The sequence below is a fragment of the Pelagibacterium xiamenense genome, from assembly GCF_021166475.1.
GTDB lineage: Bacteria > Pseudomonadota > Alphaproteobacteria > Rhizobiales > Devosiaceae > Pelagibacterium > Pelagibacterium xiamenense.
Map to the genome: position 1 here is coordinate 465,588 of NZ_JAJOYS010000001.1, position 13,242 is coordinate 478,829.

Annotated in this window: 12 protein-coding genes; 10 read left to right on the forward strand and 2 right to left on the reverse strand. The window is 61.3% G+C overall.

The window, feature by feature from the left end; translation table 11 throughout:
- Window positions 1-101: 101 nt before the first annotated feature.
- From ugpB to LSG43_RS02345, 5 genes are all read left to right on the forward strand, one after another.
- The gene (ugpB, locus tag LSG43_RS02325) at window positions 102-1,430 is read left to right on the forward strand and encodes a sn-glycerol-3-phosphate ABC transporter substrate-binding protein UgpB (protein ID WP_231800971.1); all 1,329 of its coding nucleotides are present in this window, start codon (window positions 102-104) and stop codon (window positions 1,428-1,430) included.
- 73 nt (window positions 1,431-1,503) lie between these two features.
- Window positions 1,504-2,388 (forward strand): sn-glycerol-3-phosphate ABC transporter permease UgpA, encoded by an 885-nt coding sequence (gene ugpA, locus LSG43_RS02330; RefSeq protein ID WP_231800973.1) that lies wholly within the window; start codon window positions 1,504-1,506, stop codon window positions 2,386-2,388.
- Window positions 2,389-2,391: 3 nt separating this feature from the next.
- Window positions 2,392-3,240, forward strand: coding sequence for a sn-glycerol-3-phosphate ABC transporter permease UgpE (gene ugpE / locus LSG43_RS02335; protein ID WP_231800975.1), 849 nt, complete (start codon window positions 2,392-2,394; stop codon window positions 3,238-3,240).
- Between the two features lie 3 nt (window positions 3,241-3,243).
- Window positions 3,244-4,308, forward strand: a complete 1,065-nt coding sequence (gene ugpC / locus LSG43_RS02340; protein WP_231800977.1) for a sn-glycerol-3-phosphate ABC transporter ATP-binding protein UgpC — start codon at window positions 3,244-3,246, stop codon at window positions 4,306-4,308.
- A 66-nt stretch (window positions 4,309-4,374) separates the two neighbouring features.
- A complete protein-coding gene (locus LSG43_RS02345) occupies window positions 4,375-5,019 on the forward strand; it encodes a DUF4893 domain-containing protein (protein WP_231800979.1) in 645 nt (214 codons plus the stop codon).
- A gap of 4 nt (window positions 5,020-5,023) precedes the next feature.
- Here LSG43_RS02345 and LSG43_RS02350 read toward each other — a convergent pair whose 3' ends face one another.
- Window positions 5,024-5,455, reverse strand: a complete 432-nt coding sequence (locus tag LSG43_RS02350) for an Lrp/AsnC family transcriptional regulator (protein ID WP_231800981.1) — start codon at window positions 5,453-5,455, stop codon at window positions 5,024-5,026.
- 130 nt (window positions 5,456-5,585) lie between these two features.
- Between LSG43_RS02350 and LSG43_RS02355 the strand changes: the two genes are divergently transcribed.
- Genes LSG43_RS02355 through LSG43_RS02365 form a run of 3 tightly spaced genes read left to right on the forward strand, consistent with a single transcriptional unit; the run spans window position 5,586 to window position 9,094 of the window.
- The gene (locus LSG43_RS02355) at window positions 5,586-6,686 is read left to right on the forward strand and encodes a saccharopine dehydrogenase family protein (RefSeq protein WP_231800983.1); all 1,101 of its coding nucleotides are present in this window, start codon (window positions 5,586-5,588) and stop codon (window positions 6,684-6,686) included.
- A gap of 33 nt (window positions 6,687-6,719) precedes the next feature.
- On the forward strand, window positions 6,720-7,934 hold the full coding sequence (locus LSG43_RS02360) for an acyl-CoA dehydrogenase (protein WP_231800985.1): 1,215 nt from the start codon (window positions 6,720-6,722) through the stop codon (window positions 7,932-7,934).
- Window positions 7,934-9,094: a CaiB/BaiF CoA transferase family protein gene (locus LSG43_RS02365; protein ID WP_231800987.1), complete on the forward strand. Its 1,161-nt coding sequence runs from the start codon at window positions 7,934-7,936 to the stop codon at window positions 9,092-9,094. The genes LSG43_RS02360 and LSG43_RS02365 overlap by 1 nt, the downstream gene beginning before the upstream one ends.
- 26 nt (window positions 9,095-9,120) lie before the next feature.
- On the opposite strand, the gene LSG43_RS02370 is transcribed toward LSG43_RS02365, so the two are convergent.
- The gene (locus LSG43_RS02370) at window positions 9,121-9,885 is read right to left on the reverse strand and encodes an alpha/beta hydrolase (protein ID WP_231800989.1); all 765 of its coding nucleotides are present in this window, start codon (window positions 9,883-9,885) and stop codon (window positions 9,121-9,123) included.
- Window positions 9,886-10,086: 201 nt separating this feature from the next.
- Between LSG43_RS02370 and infC the strand changes: the two genes are divergently transcribed.
- Window positions 10,087-10,623, forward strand: a complete 537-nt coding sequence (gene infC / locus LSG43_RS02375; protein WP_231802767.1) for a translation initiation factor IF-3 — start codon at window positions 10,087-10,089, stop codon at window positions 10,621-10,623.
- 200 nt (window positions 10,624-10,823) lie between these two features.
- Window positions 10,824-13,169 (forward strand): methyl-accepting chemotaxis protein, encoded by a 2,346-nt coding sequence (locus LSG43_RS02380; RefSeq protein ID WP_231800991.1) that lies wholly within the window; start codon window positions 10,824-10,826, stop codon window positions 13,167-13,169.
- Window positions 13,170-13,242: the final 73 nt, after the last annotated feature.

Consider the following 13,242-nt stretch of genomic DNA (forward strand, 5'->3'; position numbering starts at 1 on the left):
ACTGTCACCGAAGCTTTGCACGCCCGGTCTACGCATCGGCTCGTGGCTCTCGGGCCACCGGCCGGATGCGGTCGCAATAAGGCAATGATCGGGAGAACATCATGCATAAACATATTCTCACCTCGGGCGTAGCCGCCTTGGCGCTTTGCGCAAGCGCCGGTTCGGCCCTGGCCCAGACCCAAATCAACTGGTGGCACGCCATGGGCGGCGAGCTTGGCACCAAACTCGAGGACATCGTCGCGGGCTACAACGCCAGCCAGGACGAGTACGACGTCGTTCCCACCTATAAGGGAACCTATCCCGAAACCATGACCGCGGCCATTGCCGCGTTCCGAGCGGGCGAGCAGCCGCACATCGTGCAGGTCTTCGAAGTGGGCACCGGCACCATGATGGCCGCCGAAGGCGCCATCTATCCGGTCTATCAGCTCATGGATGATACCGGTGAGCCGTTCGATCCGAACGCGTTCCTCTCCGCCGTCGTCGGCTATTACACCGACACCAACGGCAATATGCTGTCGATGCCGTTCAACTCTTCGACCCCCATCCTCTACTACAACAAGGACGTGTTCGAAGCCGCCGGTCTCGACCCCGAGACGCCTCCGGCGACGTGGGAGGAACTTGAAGCCTTCTCGCGCCAGATCATGGAATCGGGTGCTGCCGAGTGTGGCTTTACTACTGGCTGGATCTCCTGGGTACAGCTCGAAAACTTCTCGGCCTGGCACAACCAGCCCATCGGCACGCTTGAAAACGGCTTCGGCGGCCTTGAGACCGAACTGACTGTCAATGGTCCGGCGCAGGTACAGCACTGGGCGAACCTGAAGGACTGGCAGGACGAAGGCCTGTTCCAGTATGGCGGTCCGGTCGGCGGCGATAACGCACCTCCGATGTTCTATGCGCAGGAATGCGCCATGTACATGAATTCCTCGGCGTCCCGCGCCGGCGTTGTCGCCAACGCAACAGATTTCGAGGTCGGCTACGGCATGTTGCCGTATTATGAAAGTGTTGAAGGCGCTCCGCAGAACTCGATCATCGGCGGTGCCACGCTCTGGGTTCTCCAGGGCAAGGACGAGGCCGAATACGCCGGCGTCGCGGATTTCTTCTCCTATCTTTCCTCGCCGGAAGTTCAGGCCGACTGGCACCAGTTCTCCGGCTATTTGCCGATCACCCAGGCCGCCTACGAACTTGGCCAGGAACAGGGCTATTACGAAGCCAACCCCGGCACCAGCGTCGGCATCGAGCAGATTACGCTCAATGAGCCGACCGAGAACTCCAAGGGCCTGCGCTTTGGCAGCTATGTCCAGATCCGCACCATCATCGATGAAGAGTTCGAGGAACTGCTCTCGGGCAGCAAGACCGCCCAGGAAGCGCTTGATGCCGTCGTTGAACGCGGTAACGCTCTGATCCGCGAGTTCGAAGCGGCCAACAGCTAGCCGCACGCCATCCGAACAGGCCCGCACCCCAATTTCCAGGGTGTGGGCCTGCCCTATTGGATCGGATCACATTATGCAGACCAAGCGCACGACCTTCACCAATCGCGGGCTTCCATATGCACTGGTGCTCCCGCAATTGGCGATTACGGCCATCTTCTTTCTCTGGCCCGCCGGCCAGGCATTCTACCAGAGCTTCCTGCGGCAGGATGCCTTCGGGTTCAGAACGACCTTTGTCTGGCTCGACAATTACGAGCGGCTTTTCGCCGATCCCTCCTACCTCAATTCGCTTTGGGTCACCGCGATTTTCGCGATCTCGACGACGGTGGTGTCGATCGGCCTCGCACTCGCGTTGGCTGCGGCGGTCGACAGAATGATCCGCTCGGCCCGTGCCTATACCACCTTGCTGGTCTGGCCTTACGCCGTCGCCCCTGTGGTGGCGGGTATTCTGTGGTGGTTCATGTTCAATCCCACCATCGGCATTCTGCCCTACATTCTCGACCAGTTCGGCTACGACTGGAACCACTCGCTTTCGCGCCTCGATGCCATGGTCCTGATCGTGCTCGCGGCAAGCTGGAAGCAGATTTCCTATAATTTCCTGTTCTTCCTCGCAGGGCTGCAGTCGATCCCGCATTCGCTCACTGAAGCCGCGGCTATCGACGGCGCCGGGCCGGTGAAGCGTTTTTTCACAATCATCCTGCCGCTCCTTTCACCCACGACGTTCTTCCTGATGGTGGTGAACGTGGTTTACGCCATGTTCGACACCTTCGGTATTGTCCACGGCACGACGGAAGGCGGGCCGGCGCAGTCCACCAACATCCTCGTCTACAAGGTCTACAATGACGGCTTCATCGGGCTCAATCTCGGCTCGTCGGCGGCCCAGTCGGTGGTTTTGATGAGCATTGTGGTGACGCTCACGGTCATCCAGTTCCGCTATATCGAGCGCCGGGTGGAGTACTGAGCCATGGTCGAGAACAGGCCCTTCCTTACCTTCCTTTCGCATCTCGTCCTGATCGCCGGCGTGTTCGTCGTCGCGTTTCCGGTCTATCTCGCCTTTATCGCTTCGACCCACGGTCCAACCGATTTCCTGTCCGGCCTGATTCCGCTCCTGCCCGGGCCGCACATGATCGAGAATTACAGCACCATGCTGACCGAAGGCGTCTCGACGGGCGGCGCGCCGCCCTTGGGCACGATGATGTGGAATTCGCTCATTATGGCGCTCACCATCGCCATCGGGAAAATCGCGATTTCGATCCTCTCGGCCTTCGCTATTGTCTATTTCCGGTTTCCCTTCCGGCAGACGGTGTTCTGGGCGATTTTCATCACGCTCATGTTGCCGGTCGAGGTGCGCATCCTGCCCACCTTCGAGGTGGTCGCCAATCTCAAGATGCTCAATTCCTATGCCGGGCTCACGATCCCGTTGATTGCTTCGGCGACGGCGACGTTCCTCTTCCGTCAGTTCTTCCTGACGGTTCCCGACGAACTGATGGAGGCCGCACGCGTGGACGGCGCTGGAGCGCTCAAATTCTTCCGCGATATCCTGTTGCCGCTCTCGCTCACCAATATCGCGGCGCTCTTTGTGATCCTCTTCATCTACGGCTGGAACCAGTATCTCTGGCCGCTTCTGATTACGACCGACGCGGATTACTACACCATCGTCATGGGCATCAAACGCCTGGCCGACGTCACCGATGCCGAGCCCAAGTGGAATCTTGTCATGAGCGCGACGGTGCTGGCCATGCTGCCCCCCGTCCTCGTCGTCATCTTTATGCAGCGCCTTTTCGTCAAGGGCCTGGTCGAAACGGAGAAATAGTCCATGGCCGGTATCGAGATCAAAAACGTCAGAAAAACCTATGCCGGCGGCGTGGAAGCGATCAAAGGCATCGATCTCACCATTCCCGATGGCAAACTGGTCGTGCTCGTAGGACCCTCGGGCTGCGGCAAGTCCACGCTGCTGCGTATGATCGCCGGGCTCGAAACCATCACCGATGGCACCATTGAGATCGGTGACAAGGTGGTCAACAAACTCGAGCCCGCCGAGCGTGACATCGCCATGGTGTTCCAGAACTACGCGCTCTATCCCCACATGAGCGTGCGCGGAAACCTCGCGTACGGTTTGAAGAACCGCGGCACGCCCAAGGTGGAAATCGCCGAGCGGATCGAGGAGGCCGCGCGCATCCTCGAGATCACGCCCTTCCTCGACCGCAAGCCGCGACAGCTTTCGGGTGGCCAGCGCCAGCGCGTCGCCATGGGGCGCGCCATTGTGCGCCAGCCCAAGGCGTTCTTGTTCGACGAGCCGCTCTCGAACCTCGACGCCAAGCTGCGTGGGCATATGCGCGTCGAAATCCGCCGCCTGCAGCGCACGTTCAAGACGACAGCGGTCTATGTGACCCACGATCAGCTCGAGGCAATGACGCTGGCCGACAAGCTCGTCGTCATGAATGCGGGGCGGATCGAGCAGATGGGCAAGCCGCTCGATGTCTATGCCAACCCCCAGTCGCTCTTCGTCGCCGCGTTCATGGGTTCGCCCGGGATGAATCTTATCGCGGTCGGGGAACTGCAGGCGTTGGGGGTCGGCCTGCCCGATGCAATCCCGGCAAGCACCGGAACGCTCGGCCTGCGCCCCGAAGACGTGACGCTCGAAGCACCCGCCGAGCCGCATATCGTAATCGATGCGAGCCTCGACGCTGTGGAACTGGTGGGGTCCGAGAGCCTCGTTTATGCCCGCGCGCAGGGGATTGAGAAGGACATTGTCGTTCGCACGCCGGGAATCCATCCGGGTGAACCCGGCGACGCGCTGACCTTGCATGTGGCCCATAGCGCACTGCACTGCTTCGAGCAGACAACAGGCCGCAAGGTGGAAATCCAGCGCGCGGCGTAAAGCCAACAGCCATTGGCAGTTCAGGATAATCGGGACAGGATACACGCCCGAATTGGAGGACTGCCAATGCTCAGACACGCCGCCCTGGCCCTTATGGTCGCGTTCGCACCGGTCACGGTGACTGGCACCGAGACCGTGCCGGTCGATGCGCAGGCTTATTACGACATCCTCGCCGATACGCTCTATGCAGATGACCGCAACGCGATGAAGGGTTGGGAGGAGCAGCTGCGCGCACAACTCGATGCCGTCGCCGCCGACCCGATGGACGCGGAAATCGCGGCCTGGGCCAGGGAGATTCGCGCCCTGCTCGACGCAGACCGCCTGCCGATTGCGGACGATGCAGAATTCTTGGGAAATTGGCGGGTCCGTTCGATGCAGGTCGACGATCTGGGCGCCTTTGTCTATTCGTGGTTTCCCGCCCGCGTCTTCCGCGAGGCTCGCGCGCTGGTCTTTGACAAAGACAGCGGCTCCCAGCGCCATCGCGGGTTGATGGCGCTTGAACCCAACCATCGTTTCTATCTCTTCGCCGGAGCGCTCTATTACGGGTACGAGGAGGAGCGTTTCTATTCGGCTCATATGGGCGAGGATGCCCCCAACGCGGACCGCGACATGGACGCCGTAGCCCGTGTTTATAAGCTCGGCCCCGAGCATTTCATGATGGCCTTCGCACCTGATGACGGTCGGTATCGGCTTTACGAGATCCGGCGGTAACGGCTTACCGGTCGATCCGCGTCGAGAGCACGATGGAACTCATCGTCCGTTCCACCCCCTCGAGCGCGCCGATCTCGTCGATGACCGCGTCGAGTTCGGCAACCGAGGGCGCCTCGACGATGACGATCATGTCGAAGCTCCCGCTCACCGAGTGCACCGTTTTGACATCCATGATTGCCTCGAGCGCCTTGACCACGGCGCCCGAATATTTCGGCGAGACGGTCACCATCAGATGCGCGCGGAGTTGTGCGGCAAGATAATCTCCTGAGAGTTTTGCCGTATATCCGGTGATCGTGCCGTTCCGTTCGAGCTTCTCGAGCCGGCTCTGCACCGTCGACCGCGACACCCCGAGCCTGCGCGCAAGCTCGGTCACGGGCATGCGTGCATTCTCGCGCAAAAGCGCCACAAGTTTGCGATCCGAGTTAACTTTCGTCATTCTGGCGTTAATTTTCGGCACATTGCAGGCTCTGAATCATATTTCACACGATCTGCCGAATGCAAATCAACGAAAATTGCTGGCATTCTAACGGTTCAAGGTTGGGGACTTTGAATCGGAGGGTAGAGGAATGAAAGAGATCGTTGTCGTCGGCGCTGGGCGGATCGGTGCCACTATCGCGGATATGCTCGATGCATCGGGCGATTACGCCGTGACCATCGTCGACAAAAACGCCGACCAGCTCGCCGCGCTCGCCGTGAGCAGCACCGTCAGGACCGAGAAGGTCGAGGTGGAAACTCCCGGCACGCTCGAAAAAGTGCTCGTCGGCAAATTCGCCGTCCTGAGCGCGGCACCCTATCACCTGACGACCCGCATCGCCCAGGCTGCCGCTTCGGCCAAAGTGCACTATCTCGATCTGACCGAAGACGTCAAAAGCACCCGTCGCGTCAGGGAGATCGCGGCGACCGCGCACACCGCCTTCATCCCCCAATGCGGCCTCGCGCCTGGCTTTATCGCCATCGCCGCCAATTCGCTTGCGCGCGGCTTCGATACGCTCGAAGACGTCAAGATGCGCGTCGGTGCGCTGCCGCAATTCCCCGACAACGCGCTCAACTACGCGCTCACCTGGTCGCCTGAAGGCGTCATCAACGAATATTGCGAGCCCTGCGAAGCGATCGTCGACGGCAAGCTTGTCGAAGTCGCCCCGCTCGAAGATTTGGAAGAGCTCGAAATCGACGGCATCAAATACGAGGCCTTTAACACCTCCGGCGGATTGGGCTCCACACCGCACGCAATGCTCGGCCGGGTTAAAAACCTCAACTACCGCACAATCCGCTACCCTGGCCACGCCAAGATCATGAAGCTCCTTTTGAAGGATCTTCACCTCGAGGACCGCCGCGACCTGGCGCTTGAAATCATGCGCCACGCGGTCAAACCGACCGATCAGGACGTTGTCGTGATCTATGTCGAGGTGACCGGTACCAAAGATGGCAAACCGGCAAAGGAGATATTCTCCCGCGCCATCCTCTCGGGCTATGTCGGCCAGCACAAGCGTAGCGCCATTCAGATCACAACGGCCTCGGGCGTCGCGACGGTGCTCGACATGCTCGCAGCGGGCAAGTTGCCGCAAAAAGGGTTCGTCGAGCAGGAGAACATTCCGCTCGCCGATTTTCTCGCCAACCGCTTCGGCCGCGCGTTTTCCGAGCGCGACAGGATGACAGCGGTCGCCTGAACCTGATTGAATAGGGGCGTGGGAGGATCGCCAATGGATGACGCGCGCGCAACAAAGGACAGCCCCTCGCTCTCGGACTTCCTCTGGGACGATCCGTTGCGCCTTACCGATCAGCTCGACACCGAGGAGCTGATGATCAGCGAGTCGGCCCGCGCCTTCGCCGCCGACAAGCTCCTGCCGCGCGTCGATGACGCATATCTCAACGAGGAAACCGATCCCGCCATCTTCCGCGAGATGGGAGAAACCGGCCTCCTGGGTGCCACCATCCCGGAGGCCTATGGCGGGCTCGGAGCGGGCTACGTCGCTTATGGGCTCATCGCCCGCGAGATCGAGCGTGTCGATTCGGGCTACCGCTCCATGATGAGCGTGCAATCCTCGCTCGTCATGTACCCCATCTACGCCTACGGCACCGAAGCACAGCGGCAAAAATACCTCCCCAAACTCGCCGCCGGCGAATGGATCGGCTGCTTTGGCCTGACCGAGCCCGACGCGGGTTCGGACCCCGGCGCAATGAAGACCCGCGCGCAAAAAATCGACGGCGGATACAGGATCTCGGGATCCAAGACCTGGATTTCCAACTCTCCCATCGCAGATGTCTTCGTCGTCTGGGCGAAATCCGAGGCCCATGATGGCGCCATCAAGGGTTTTGTCCTCGAAAGGAGGATGAAGGGCCTCTCCGCGCCCAAGATCGGCGGCAAGCTTTCCCTGCGCGCATCGATCACCGGCGGAATCGTCATGGATGGTGTCGAAGTCGGCGAAGATGCGCTTTTACCCAATGCCTCCGGTCTGACGGGACCATTCGGCTGCCTCAATCGCGCCCGCTACGGCATCGCCTGGGGCGTCATGGGCGCGGCGGAGGAATGCTGGCTGCGCGCGCGCCAATACGGCCTCGACCGCAAGCAGTTCGGAAAGCCGCTGGCCGGCACCCAGCTCTACCAGAAAAAGCTCGCCGACATGCAGACCGAGATCGCGCTCGGCCTCCAGGCGGCGCTGCGGGTCGGACGATTGATGGAGGCGGGGCAGGCCGCGCCCGAGATGATCTCGCTCATCAAGCGCAACAATTGCGGCAAGGCGCTGGACATCGCCCGCGCCGCACGTGACATGCATGGCGGCAACGGCATACAGATCGAGTATCACGTCATGCGCCATGCCCAGAACCTCGAAACGGTCAATACCTATGAGGGCACCCACGACGTCCATGCGCTGATCCTGGGGCGCGCCCAGACCGGATTGCAGGCCTTCATGTAATGGTCCACCCGCTTGCCGGTCTGCGCATCGTCGAACTCGCCCGCATCCTTGCCGGACCGTGGGCCGGGCAGGTGCTTGCGGATCTTGGTGCGGACGTCATTAAGGTGGAATCTCCCAACGGCGACGATACCCGCCAATGGGGCCCGCCCTTCATCGATCATGATGGCGATCGCTCGGCGGCCTATTTCCACGCCGCCAACCGAGGCAAGCGCTCGGTCGTCGCCGATTTCAACGAGCCGGACGATCTCGCCTTCGTCAAGGAATTGGTCGGCACCGCCGATGTCGTCATCGAGAATTTCAAACGCGGCGGCCTCGCGAAGTTCGGCCTCGACTACGAAAGCCTCGCACCCGCCAATCCTCGCCTCGTCTATTGTTCGATCACGGGCTTCGGCCAGACCGGCCCCTACAGCTCTCGCGCGGGCTATGATTTCCTCATCCAGGGCTTGTCGGGCATCATGGACCTGACTGGCGACCCGGAGGGGGAGCCGCAAAAGGTCGGCGTCGCCTTCGCCGATATTTTCACCGGTCTTTATAGCGTCATCGCCATCCAGGCCGCGCTCGCCCAGCGCGCGGAAACGGGCAGGGGGCAGATCATCGACATGGCGCTTTACGACGCTATGACCGGTGTGCTCGCCAACCAGGCGCTCAACTACCTCGCTACCGGGGTCTCGCCCACGCGGCTCGGCAACGCACACCCGAACATCGCGCCCTATCAGACACTACCGGTCGCCGACGGCCATTTTATCGTCGCTGTGGGCAACGACACCCAGTTCGCCCGCCTCGTCACCGTCCTCGGTCAGCCCGCGCTGGCCGCCGATCCGCGCTTTGCCACCAACGCCGACCGCGTTGCCAACCGCGCGGCTTTGACAGAAGCGCTTGAACTCCGCACCCGCACCTGGCCCCGCGACGACCTCCTGGCTGCCCTCGAAGGCGCCCGCGTTCCTGCCGGTCCGATTTACGCCGTCGCCGAAGTCTTTGCCGACCCGCAGATCAAGGCGCGCGGCATGGAGCTCTCAATCGACGGCCTGCCGGGCGTGCGCACGCCGATCGTGATGTCGGACGCAGAATTGTCTCTGGACAAACCGGCACCGCGCCTGGGCGCGGATACCGAAACGGTAAAGGCCGAACTGAAACGGCTTAGGAACCACGCCAAGCCATGAGCCTCACATGCCGGGTTTCCCGGTGCCTAAACCAGCCGCAGTACCGTTTGCAGCAGCTTCTCGATATCCGTCTCCCGGCTCAACCGGTGGTCGCCGTCGGGAATAAGCGTAAAGGTCACGGGGTCCGAAATCAGATGGCTTACGAGCTTGAGCGCGTGCGCCGGCGGCACGTCGGTATCTTTGCCGCCCTGCAAGATGGCAACCGGGCAATGGGTCCGGATCGGTTGTCCGAACATGAGGTGCTTTTCCCCGTCCTCGATGAGTTCGCGCGTCAGCACATACGGCTCATCCGAATAGTCCGACGGCTGTTCGACGCGCCCTTTCTCCCAGAGATCCAAAAGCTCTGCATCGGTGAATGTGGATCGCATCAGATCCTGCGTCATATCGACGGCCGGCGCGATCAGGACAATTCCCCGCACGCGCTTTTCGCCCCGCGCCCTGAGCGCGCGGTTGAGCAAAAGCGCCAGCCAACCGCCCATCGATGAGCCGACGACGATCTGTTCGCCCTCGGTGGAGCTGAACACTGCAAGGCTCTCCTCGAGCCAGCGGCTGATCGTGCCCTCTAGAAATGCGCCGCCCGAAGCCCCATGTCCGGAATAGTCGAACCGGGTGACGGCAAAGCCCTTCTCCTCGCCGAGCGCGTCGAGCGCCTGCGCCTTCGAGCCGATCATGTCAGATTTGAACCCGCCGAGCCAAAACAGCCCGGGCGTCTTGCCCTCCCGGCGCAGAATGGCGATATCCCGGGCCTCTGCTCCGGTTCCGACGGCAAGGTTGTCTTCGCGCGCATCCATGGCCGGTCCCTTTCAATCGGTTGATTTGCGGACGCCTACCAACACCCTTGCCAAAGGGCAAGCCGCGAGCGAATGGGTAGAGCTATTGCCCTGTTTGCCTGTTGACTTTACGCCCGATTACCAAGATTTTATGCGCTCGATCCGATAAGAGTGATCGAGCCATCTCGCCCCAAACGCAACAAACGATAAGGATGTAAGCCCATTCGTCGTCCGATGAGAGTTGTGCAGCCCCAGAAAGACGGGCCTCGCGCAAACAATGACATTAACGTGCCCGAAGTGCAGTTGATCGGTGCCGAAGGTGAAAATCTCGGCGTTGTCCGCACATCCGAGGCGATCGCCATGGCTGAGGATGTCGGCATGGACCTGGTCGAAGTCTCGCCCAACGCCAAGCCGCCGGTCTGCAAGATTCTCGATCTTGGCAAGTACAAATACTCGGCGCAGAAAAAGGCGGCCGAGGCCCGCAAGAAGCAGAAGGTGATCGATGTCAAGGAGATCAAACTCCGGCCCAATATCGATCAGCACGACTATGATGTGAAAATGCGGTCGGTCGAAAAATTCCTTGGCGAAGGCGACAAGGTAAAGGTCACCATGCGCTTCCGGGGGCGTGAAATGGCGCACCAGGAAATCGGCCTAGAGCTTTTGAACAAGGTCCGCGACCAGTTCGAGGAGATCTCCAAGGTCGAATCGACACCGCGCGCCGAAGGCCGCCAGATGGTGATGGTCCTGGCCCCGCGCTGAGCGCTTCGCACATCGCTGAACAATCGAGGAGGTGGTCGCAAGGCCACCTTTTTTGTTGGGCGCTACGGCGACGCCCTGAAGCATGCGCAATTATGGCCGGAATTCGTCTACAATAAGGACGAATATTGAATCAAATTTAACACTACGGCGCTAGCCATGGTTCTGCAGGACGCATCCGCTCGGACTATCAGGACTAGAACATGCTCTCCAGACTCAGTATCGCGCAACGGATCTATGGTGGATTTGGCGCTATCATCGCTTTGCTCGCGCTGGTGGGCGCGGCCGCCTTTATCGGCGTTCAACAGCTTTCCACCATTTTTGACGATTACCGCGCAGCCGCCCATCAGACACTTGAGCTCAGCGACTATGTGAGCGATCTGTCTGCGGCTCGGCTCGCCGCGCTCGAATACCGCATCAACCCAAGCGAAGAAACCGCCCAGTCGGTCATCGTCTGGATGGAGGACGTCGCGACCAACGACGCTGACGGCTTGGCGCGCTTCGAAGGCAACCCGGCCGCGCTTGAGGCGATCGCGCATGTTGAGGAACTCGCCCGCGGCTATATAGAAAGCTTCGTCCGCCTGCGCGAAGTCGAAGCCGAAATGGCTACGGTGGGCACGGAGTTTACCGCGCTCGCTGTCGAAATGGGCGATAGATTGACCGGGGTGATCGAACGCCTCGCAACGCTTAACGACGCGGACGCTGCGGTGAATGCCGGCCAGGCCATGGAAGCGCTGATGAGCATGCGCTTGAACGCCGAGCGGTTCTCCAACTCGGGCGCGGCGGCCGATCTCGAGGCTGCCACCGCGGCCGTTGATACGACGCGCGCCGAGCTTCAGGAACTGCGCTTTGCGACACTCGATGTCCAGGTGCAAACGATCGCCGAAGCTATCGCCAGCCAGCTCGATACCTTCGATGCTCAGTTCGAGACCTACGCGAGCCTGAGCGAGGCCGCCCGAGCCATCAATGCCGAAGAACTCGACGTCGCAAGCCCGCAAATGCAGGCGGATTACGACGCAATTCTCGATACGGTAAAGGAGACCGAAAGTGTCGTCGGGTCGAGTGCAAGCGCACAAGCGGACCTCATTACGCTGACGGTCCTCGCCGTCTCGGGCCTGGGCATTGCCGCTGGTCTTGCCATGGCCTTCTTCATCGGGCGCTGGCTCTCAAGGACCATCCGCCAGATGGCCGCGATGATGCGCCGGCTCGCCGATGGCGATCTCGATATCGAACTGACAGAAAATCAGCGCCACGAAATCGGCCAGATGGTCGACGCGCTCACTGTCTTCCGAGACAACGGCAAGGCCGTGCTCGCGGCCGATGCGGAAAAGGCGGAAGCCGCGCGGCGTGAGGCCGAGGCCAATGCCGTGCGCGCCGACCTGCAGGCCCGCATCCAGCATGTGGTTTCCGCAGCCGTCGCCGGGGATTTCTCTTCCCGTATCGACAAGACCTACGCCGAAAAGGATCTTCAGGACTTCGCCGAAGGCGTCAATATGCTCATGGAAACCGTAGAGACCGGTCTTTCCGAAACCGGAGCGGTCCTCGCCAGCATGGCGGAGCAGAACCTTTCGCGCCGCGTCGAGGGTGACTACAGCGGCGCCTTCAGTGAGCTCAAAGCCAACACCAACGCCATGGCCGACGCGTTCTCGGACGTCGTAGGCAAGCTTAAGGAAACCTCGCGCGCTCTTAAGCTCGCAACCGGCGAGATTCTGACCGGTGCCAACGATTTGTCCGAACGCACCACGCGCCAGGCGGCGACGATCGAGGAAACCTCAGCGGCCATGGAGCAGTTGGCTGGAACCGTCAGGCGCAACGCCGAACACGCCGGGGATGCCCTCAACAAGACCGAGGCCGCGGCGACGCTGGCTGAGGACGGGGGACACGTCATGGAAAAGGCGACTTCGGCAATGGAACGCATCACGACGTCCTCGGCCAAGGTCTCGGACATCATCAAGATGATCGATGACATCGCCTTCCAGACCAATCTGCTGGCGCTCAATGCCTCTGTGGAAGCGGCGCGAGCGGGCGAAGCGGGCAAGGGCTTCGCCGTCGTGGCGGTCGAGGTGCGGCGTCTGGCCCAGAGTGCTGCGGAAGCCTCTTCGGAGGTCAAGGCGCTGATCGAGCAGTCCGTATCGGAAGTCGATGGTGGTTCGGCGCTGGTCGCACGGGCCGCCGAAACCCTCGTCGCCATCCGCGACGCGGTGGCCGAGAACGCAACTCTGATGCGTGGGATCTCCGAAGCGAGCCGCGAACAGGCGTCCGCAATCTCCGAAGTCGGTACCGCCGTGCGTCAGCTCGATGAGATGACCCAGCACAACGCCGCGCTTGTCGAGGAAACCAACGCGGCGATCGAGCAGACCGAGGCGCAGGCTTCCGAAATCGATGCGATTGTCGCCGCCTTCAGGCTCGCGCCCGCAGCACCAAAGGACCTTGAAAACTGGAGCGTCGATACCGACGCCGCGTCCACGCGCAAGGCGCAAGCCCGCTCCGGCGCGGCCTACCTCAGCGAGGGCAGCGCCGCCGTCGCTGACGATTGGTCCGAGTTCTAGCCACAACCCGATCCCGCTTTTACCGCGAAACTTATGACAGGGGCGTCGCCATTGGCGGCGCCCTTTGCGTATT

Coding starts and splice junctions, on each gene's coding strand:
- LSG43_RS02360 (WP_231800985.1), top strand. CDS start 6,720: ATGGATGACGCGCGCGCAACAAAGGACAGCCCCTCGCTCTCGGACTTC.
- LSG43_RS02355 (WP_231800983.1), top strand. CDS start 5,586: ATGAAAGAGATCGTTGTCGTCGGCGCTGGGCGGATCGGTGCCACTATC.
- LSG43_RS02365 (WP_231800987.1), top strand. CDS start 7,934: ATGGTCCACCCGCTTGCCGGTCTGCGCATCGTCGAACTCGCCCGCATC.
- ugpA (WP_231800973.1), top strand. CDS start 1,504: ATGCAGACCAAGCGCACGACCTTCACCAATCGCGGGCTTCCATATGCA.
- LSG43_RS02350 (WP_231800981.1), bottom strand. CDS start 5,455: ATGACGAAAGTTAACTCGGATCGCAAACTTGTGGCGCTTTTGCGCGAG.
- ugpB (WP_231800971.1), top strand. CDS start 102: ATGCATAAACATATTCTCACCTCGGGCGTAGCCGCCTTGGCGCTTTGC.
- LSG43_RS02370 (WP_231800989.1), bottom strand. CDS start 9,885: ATGGATGCGCGCGAAGACAACCTTGCCGTCGGAACCGGAGCAGAGGCC.
- LSG43_RS02345 (WP_231800979.1), top strand. CDS start 4,375: ATGCTCAGACACGCCGCCCTGGCCCTTATGGTCGCGTTCGCACCGGTC.
- ugpE (WP_231800975.1), top strand. CDS start 2,392: ATGGTCGAGAACAGGCCCTTCCTTACCTTCCTTTCGCATCTCGTCCTG.
- ugpC (WP_231800977.1), top strand. CDS start 3,244: ATGGCCGGTATCGAGATCAAAAACGTCAGAAAAACCTATGCCGGCGGC.
- LSG43_RS02380 (WP_231800991.1), top strand. CDS start 10,824: ATGCTCTCCAGACTCAGTATCGCGCAACGGATCTATGGTGGATTTGGC.